This window comes from Novosphingobium sp. BAM6, from assembly GCF_057784955.1.
Window position 1 is genome coordinate 38,069 of record NZ_JBYNTR010000012.1, and the last position, 6,522, is coordinate 44,590.

Consider the following 6,522-nt stretch of genomic DNA (forward strand, 5'->3'; position numbering starts at 1 on the left):
TCATGGGCGCGTTCAGTGATTTCTCGCGTCGCACGCTGCTGGCCGCGCCCGCAGTGCTGGCTTTTGCCAGTACCGTCGCCTGCGCACAGGAAGGAGGAACAACTAAGATGACGGGAAGCAGGACGCTTGTCGCCTACCTGACGCGGTCGGGAAACACGCGGGTGATCGCCGAGACGCTGCAGCGTAAGCTGGGAGCGACACTGTTCGAGATAAGGCCGGCGCGCGCTTATCCCGCCGATTACGAAGAGCATGTCGCTCAAGCGGAGCGCGAACGACAGGCCGGCTTCGAGCCCCCGCTTGCGGCGAAAGTCGAGGATATCGCGACATATGACGAGATTTTCCTCGGGCTGCCGATCTGGGGAACCACCGTACCAGCACCGATACGTTCGTTTCTCAAAGCACATGACCTGGCTGGCAAACGGCTCCGCCCGTTCATCACTCACGGCGGCTATGGTGTCGGAAGTGCGACGGACGTTATCGCCAGCCACGCGCCCCGATCCCGCATAGAGCCTGCCTTCGTCATGGAGGCCGATCAGGAACGGCGAACGCTCGACGAGATTACCGGATGGCTGGGGCGGATACGGATCTGACAGGCAGATTCTAAAGGGTACGTTAACAATCAGAACGGCTTGCATGGGCACAGAACGACCCCTTCTGCCGTCGACCCACCACAGACTTCCAGCATGCAATTTTTGGCCCGCGGCTTCTGACGGTCTGCTATCGGAGCAGTTATCAAATACTTCGCGCCGCTCCGGTGCGATTACTAGAACGACGGCTACCGTCGGAGCCGGTCAGTTGTTTGGCTCGCCAGTTGCCGAGCCCTTTACACCGATTTTCAGCGGGGCTTTGCCTGACGGATGCTTCAACCCGCTTTCTTCCGCTTGGAAACGCAATACGAACGCCGCCATCACCGGATAGCCGGCCCGAGCCCCGCGCTGGTAAGCACGGGCTAAACGAACGGCGTCGCGCTACACGGGCTGGTCACCACGAGCGGGACCCGGTGCCTTTGGCGCGAAGCATGATCGGGTCGGTCTCGATCAACCTGAGCGAGCGTACCATCGTGGCGGTGCCGTTCTTGTATTTGAGGAAATGCGGCGTCTTCAGATGCGCCTCATAGGCTGCCTGATCGGCATAGCCCTCCAATATGCGGATCTGCGCCGGATCGCCCCTTACGGACACGGCATTCAGCGACAATACGCCCGGCTCCATGCGAACCGACGCTTCAATCTCTTCCATCAGATAGGATTTGTAGGCATCGATCCGAGCTGGATCGATGTCCAATTCTGCAATCCGGACGATGGGATGATTTTCGGGTTCAGCCATGGCGTGGCCTCCTGATAGGGTCAGCGCAATGGCGCCCACCAATACTGCGCCGACGCCAGCAATTCGTGCTTTCATCCGTCAGACGCCAGCTTCTTCGAAGGCCTGCTTCAGGATCGGCAATGCGGTCATCGCGGGCGGCCATCCGGCGTAGAAGGCGATATGGGTGACGGCCTCGACAATCTCATCCTTCGTCACGCCGTTTTCGAGCGCCTTCTTGATGTGAAAAGGTATCTCATTGATCCGGTACATCGCGATCAGGCAGGTGATCGTGACCAGGCTGCGGTCACGGGGCTTGAGTGCAGGGTTCTCCCAGACCTCGCCGAACAACACCTTGTCCGTGATTTCGGCGAGGTGCGGCGCGATGTCGCCGAAGGATTTGCGGGCATTGGTCGGTTCAGTCGGCATCTTCATTACTCCTGCAGCGATGGACCATGGTGTTACTGCGGCCATGGCCATCGTGATGGTGGTTCGACGGGTGAAACCTGCGTCCATTGCGATCAGTGCGCCGTAAACCCGCCATCGACAGGCAGTGCCGCGCCGATCACGAAACTCGCCGCCGGGCTGCAAAGCCACAAAACGGCAGCGGCGATCTCCTCGGCGCGGCCGAGGCGACCGATCGGCTGTTCCTTCATGATCCCGGCCATAGCGTCCGGCTGACCGGCCAGCATGTCCTGCACCATCGGTGTGTCGATCGTGCCTGGACAGATGGCGTTGATCCGTACGCCGCGCGGCGCATACTCGACACCAGCGCTTTTGGTCATCCCGATCACGGCGTGCTTTGTGCCGTGATAGGCCGCGCGCTGCGGCAGGCCGACGAGGCCGCCGAGCGACGAACAGTTCACGATCGCTCCCGATCCCTGTGCGCGCATGATCCGCAGTTCGTGCTTCATGCATGCCCAGACGCCGAGTTGGTTGACGGCGGTCACGCGCTCGAAATTTTCGATTGGCTCATCGGCGGCGTCGGATGGCGGCACCTGGATGCCCGCATTGTTGAACGCCATGTCCAGCCTGCCGTAGCGAGCGACCGCCAGATCGATCATTGCGGCCACCTGGGTTTCGTCGGCGACGTCGCACGCGATGCCCATCGCGACACCGCCCTTGCTGACGATCCGCTCCGCTTCGCGCTTGGCGAGCTCACCGTCCATATCCGCCAGCACGACAGACGCGTCGTTCGCCGCGAAGGCCTGCGCGGTGGCCAGCCCCATTCCCTTGGCCGCGCCGGTCACCAGCGCAACCTGGCCTTTGAAATCATATACGGGGTTCATGGCTCAGCCCTTCCGCTCCGCATCGGCAACGTGCCGCTTCTTGCCAAACACCGGGAATGCGCTCGCTTCGCCATAATCCGTGTCGGCGTCGAAACCCTTGAGGATGGCCATGTCCGCGTCGGAAATGACGAAATCGACCGCTGCATTGTCCCGCAGATGCCCCGCCGTTGCCGTCTTGGGCAGCGGGAGCAGGCCAAGCTGGAGACAATATCGGATGCAGAGCTGCGCAATGCTCACTCCATAGCCCTCCGCAAGCAGGCCAAGTCGTGCGTCCTTGAGCGCCGCGCCATGCGCCACGGGTGAATAGGCTTCGACGAGCATACCCTTCGATCGCGAATAGTCGATCAGATCGAACGGCGTGTTGCCGACATGGGCGAGGATCTGGTTGACCATCGGCGCAACGCTGCCGTTGTCGAGCAGATTGTCGAGATCCGCCCGCTCGAAGTTCGAGACGCCGATCGCACGGACCTTGCCTGCCGCATAGGCATCTTCCAGCGCGCGCCACGCTTCGAGGTTGCCCTCGAAGAAATGCTCGCCCTCGCGGAATTCCGCCCATGGCTGCGGACTATGGATCAGCAGCAGGTCAATATGATCCAGCCCGAGCGCCTGGAGTGATCCGTCGATGCGGGCCTTCGCCTCGGCAAAGGTCTTGCTCTCTGCAGCGAGTTTCGTGGTCACGAAGATATCGTCGCGCGCCGTATCGACGGAGCGGATGCCTTCGCCAACCCCATGCTCGTTCCCATAGGCCTGCGCGGTATCGATGTGGCGATAGCCGATCCCGATGGCCTCGCGCACTACCCCTGCGGTATCAGCGTCAGAGATGCGCCAGGTGCCTAGACCCAGCTTCGGAATCTCGACGCCGTTGGCCAGCGTGACCGTATCGTTCAAGATCATGTCATGCACCTTCATGGTTCAATTTCTGCACCTGCGCCGTAACCCGGCGCCTTGGTAAGCGTGGTCCACTTGCCCCGGATCTCGGGTTCGTAGACGCGGGCAGTCCAGTCGTCGGGACCAACCTCCTCGATGCCGACGGACACCGCCGCTTCGCCGTAATTCAGGACGCGGCACGTCTCGAGGACAATGGCATCGGTCAATGCACGGATTTGCGCCTCGGATTTACCCGGCCACAGCTTGACGACGATATGCGGCACGGCTCATTCGCTCGCCAACGGGGCGAGATACTCTTCATCGGTCACCTTCTCCATCCAGACGACATTCTTGCCGTCGACCATGTCCTGGATGGCGATGTGGGTCATGCTCTCGTGCGCCGTGGCGCCATGCCAATGCTTTTTGTCTGCCGGGCACCACAGGATGTCACCGGCATGAAACTCGTATTTTCCGCCGCCCTCGATCTGGGTCCAGCCCACGCCTTCGGTAACAATCAACGTCTGGCCAGCAGGATGGGTATGCCAGGCGCTGCGCGCGCCGGGCTCGAAATGGACGATGCCGCCGGTCACGCGCGACGGAGCCGGGCGCTGGAACTGCCCCGAGACCGTAACGTTGCCCGTGAAGAATTCGGCCGGCCCATCGATGGTCTGCTGGTCGGCTTTGCGGGTGATTTCCATGTTGGTCGTTCCTTCTTGCGCCATGGCAAAGCTGTTGATCGACATGAGCGCGGCAACGGCGATTGCGGCTTTGATCATGATGGCCAGCTTTCCTTCGAAATGTCCGTTCGGAGACGGTCAACGTGTCAGGAATTTAGGACGTTCACGCGGTCAGGATTAGCGCCCTCGCACGCAATGAACTGATGAATATAGATCAACAGTCTGATAAGGAGGCGCGATGCAGATCAGTCGGTCGGACCTAGCGGATTTTCTCTACTTCCTCGCTGTCGCGCGGCACGCCAATTTCCGGCGCGCGGCTATGGAGATGGGCGTCACCACTTCAGCGATCAGCCACGCCATTTCCGGACTGGAAGCGCGGCGAGGCGTGCGATTGTTGAACAGAACCACGCGAAGCGTCACGCTTACCGCCGCAGGAGAGGAACTTCGGACTTCGATTGAAGATCCGTTGCGGACGGTCAGCGAGGCCGCGGAAAACCTCAATAGGTTCCGCGATGCGCCGACGGGACGCGTCCGGATCAGCATCCTCGAGGACGCCGTGCCGCTCCTGCTCGAACCCGTCATGCCGATCTTCATCGACCGTTACCCCGAGGTCGAGGTTGATATCAGCGTGAGCAACCGGTTGATCGACGTCACAGCGGGCGGCTTCGATGCCGGTGTACGCTACGGCGGCACTGTCCCAGAGGACATGATCGCGCAGCGCCTCTCACCCGATATTCGCTGGGTCGCGGCGGCATCACCCGCTTATCTCGAGCGCTTCGGCACGCCGATGGTGCCGCACGATCTGCAACGCCATCGCTGCATCCGTATCCGCCTCGGCAACGATCAGGTGTATCAGTGGGAGTTTGAACGGGGAGAAGAAGCGGTCGCGATTGCGACGCCGGGGCCGTTGACGGTGGACAGTAGCCATCCGGCGATAAGCTTCGGCCTTGGCGGCGTCGGCATTATTTACGGCGCGGAACCTATTCTGCGCCCTTATCTGCAACGTGGCGCCCTGAAGGTTGTACTGGGCGACTGGGCATCAATGGGGGAAGGCTTTCACGCCTATTATTCCGGCCGACGGCAAGTTCCTACCGCCCTGCGGCTTCTCGTGGATTTGATCCGGGAGCTTCGTCCCATGGATGATCCCGATTGAAGCCACGAGTTGCAGATCAACTTCTAGAACCTACACTTCGGCAGAGTCTCGAGAGTGGCTTCGGCTCCCGGTAGAGTCAGGAAGTGGCGCGGTGTCGTGCGGCGCGCCTGTGGGGCTTGCCAGACGGTCCGTTTCCACTCCCTGCTCATCGAACCGGACATGCAGATCTCCCGCATCCGGCTCTCGGACAAGACATCACGCCTTCACCCACGGCGGGCTGCGGCCAAGTCGGCCAGACGCACGAGGCCGAAGCGCTCGTACAGCTCGGGGGTGTGATAGGCTCCCGCTCGCTTTCGTCTGGTCTTGTGCTTGGCGCGTAGCCACCGGCGCAACCGCACCGCTGTGTAGCTGTCGATGGCGCGGTATGCGTTGCTCGTGGTCCCTACCGAGAAGTAATTGGCCCATCCGCGCAGCACCCGGTCATCTTAGCCACCAGATATGTGGTATCCTGCCATGTACGCGCTCGGTCTGTCAGTTCGTGGATCGTTGCGACCACGCGCTGGATGCTTTTCTTCGACGGCCGGTAGCCTATGCGGGCTCTGCCGGTAATCGGGGAGTACATCCGACCGAACGTGTATCCCAAAAAGTCGAACGTTTCGTCCGGCACCGTACAGATACGTGTCTTTTCCTCATTCACTGTCAGCTTCAGCTTTTCCATGAGCCTGCGCATGTGATCGAGCGCAGCTTCCGCATTGCCCTTCTCACAGAGGATCACGAGGTCATCAGCATAGGTGACGAGCCGCGCGCCTAGACGTTGCCCAAGACCGAGCTTCCGCCAGCCCAACACGAACCGGCGCATGTAGAGATTTGCCAGCAGTGGTGAGATGGGTGATCCTTGCGGGATGCCGCGCCGCTGATCGCGGGCCTGCGTCGTTCGTGTCTTCCTGCCCTTGTCATCCGTTTCTTCGACAGCGCATTCCAGCCAGGATTTGATTAGATGCAGCACGCGCGGATCCACGATCCGGCGCGATACCGATTTCATCAGCTCAAGGTGGGGGATGCTGCCGAAGTAGTCGGCAAGGTCGGCGTCCACGACATCCGGTCGGCCGTAGAACAGTTGCTCTTCCACCTCGACCACGGCCTACTGGGCGTTGCGCCCGGCTCGATAGGCGTAGATCTCGGGTGGGAGGTCGGCTTCAAAGATCGGTTCCAGCACCAGTATCGCTGCCGTCATGCAGACCCGATCCCGCACGGTGGAGATGCCCAGCGGCCTGAGTTTGCCGTTGGCTTTTGGTAT

The 6,522-nt window shown here is 61.1% G+C and carries 10 protein-coding genes; 2 read left to right on the forward strand and 8 right to left on the reverse strand.

The window, feature by feature from the left end; translation table 11 throughout:
- The first annotated feature begins 2 nt into the window (after nucleotides 1–2).
- A complete protein-coding gene (locus AC3EC3_RS17995; RefSeq protein ID WP_488490971.1) occupies nucleotides 3–590 on the forward strand; it encodes a flavodoxin in 588 nt (195 codons plus the stop codon).
- Between the two features lie 391 nt (nucleotides 591–981).
- Here the strand turns inward: AC3EC3_RS17995 and AC3EC3_RS18000 are convergent, their stop codons facing one another.
- The 6 genes from AC3EC3_RS18000 to AC3EC3_RS18025 form a co-directional block, all read right to left on the reverse strand.
- Nucleotides 982–1,323, reverse strand: a complete 342-nt coding sequence (locus AC3EC3_RS18000; RefSeq protein WP_488490972.1) for a putative quinol monooxygenase — start codon at nucleotides 1,321–1,323, stop codon at nucleotides 982–984.
- A gap of 78 nt (nucleotides 1,324–1,401) precedes the next feature.
- Complete coding sequence (locus AC3EC3_RS18005; RefSeq protein ID WP_488490973.1) at nucleotides 1,402–1,815, reverse strand: carboxymuconolactone decarboxylase family protein; 414 nt, start codon at nucleotides 1,813–1,815, stop codon at nucleotides 1,402–1,404.
- 5 nt (nucleotides 1,816–1,820) lie between these two features.
- Nucleotides 1,821–2,588 (reverse strand): SDR family oxidoreductase, encoded by a 768-nt coding sequence (locus AC3EC3_RS18010; RefSeq protein WP_488490974.1) that lies wholly within the window; start codon nucleotides 2,586–2,588, stop codon nucleotides 1,821–1,823.
- Nucleotides 2,589–2,591: 3 nt separating this feature from the next.
- Nucleotides 2,592–3,482: an aldo/keto reductase gene (locus AC3EC3_RS18015; protein ID WP_488490975.1), complete on the reverse strand. Its 891-nt coding sequence runs from the start codon at nucleotides 3,480–3,482 to the stop codon at nucleotides 2,592–2,594.
- 11 nt (nucleotides 3,483–3,493) lie between these two features.
- Nucleotides 3,494–3,739, reverse strand: a complete 246-nt coding sequence (locus AC3EC3_RS18020) for a tautomerase family protein (protein WP_488490976.1) — start codon at nucleotides 3,737–3,739, stop codon at nucleotides 3,494–3,496.
- Nucleotides 3,740–3,742: 3 nt separating this feature from the next.
- Nucleotides 3,743–4,231 (reverse strand): (R)-mandelonitrile lyase, encoded by a 489-nt coding sequence (locus AC3EC3_RS18025; protein ID WP_488490977.1) that lies wholly within the window; start codon nucleotides 4,229–4,231, stop codon nucleotides 3,743–3,745.
- A 139-nt stretch (nucleotides 4,232–4,370) separates the two neighbouring features.
- On the opposite strand from AC3EC3_RS18025, the gene AC3EC3_RS18030 reads away from it, so the two are divergent.
- Nucleotides 4,371–5,285: a LysR family transcriptional regulator gene (locus AC3EC3_RS18030; RefSeq protein ID WP_488490978.1), complete on the forward strand. Its 915-nt coding sequence runs from the start codon at nucleotides 4,371–4,373 to the stop codon at nucleotides 5,283–5,285.
- Between the two features lie 203 nt (nucleotides 5,286–5,488).
- On the opposite strand, the gene AC3EC3_RS18035 is transcribed toward AC3EC3_RS18030, so the two are convergent.
- Together AC3EC3_RS18035 and AC3EC3_RS18040 are read right to left on the reverse strand one after the other, a co-directional pair.
- Nucleotides 5,489–5,701 carry a group II intron maturase-specific domain-containing protein gene (locus AC3EC3_RS18035; RefSeq protein WP_488490979.1) on the reverse strand — a complete coding sequence of 71 codons (213 nt, stop codon included), beginning with the start codon at nucleotides 5,699–5,701 and terminating at the stop codon, nucleotides 5,489–5,491.
- On the reverse strand, nucleotides 5,668–6,363 hold the full coding sequence (locus tag AC3EC3_RS18040; RefSeq protein WP_488490980.1) for a reverse transcriptase domain-containing protein: 696 nt from the start codon (nucleotides 6,361–6,363) through the stop codon (nucleotides 5,668–5,670). Before AC3EC3_RS18040 ends, AC3EC3_RS18035 begins: the two co-directional genes overlap by 34 nt.
- Nucleotides 6,364–6,522: the final 159 nt, after the last annotated feature.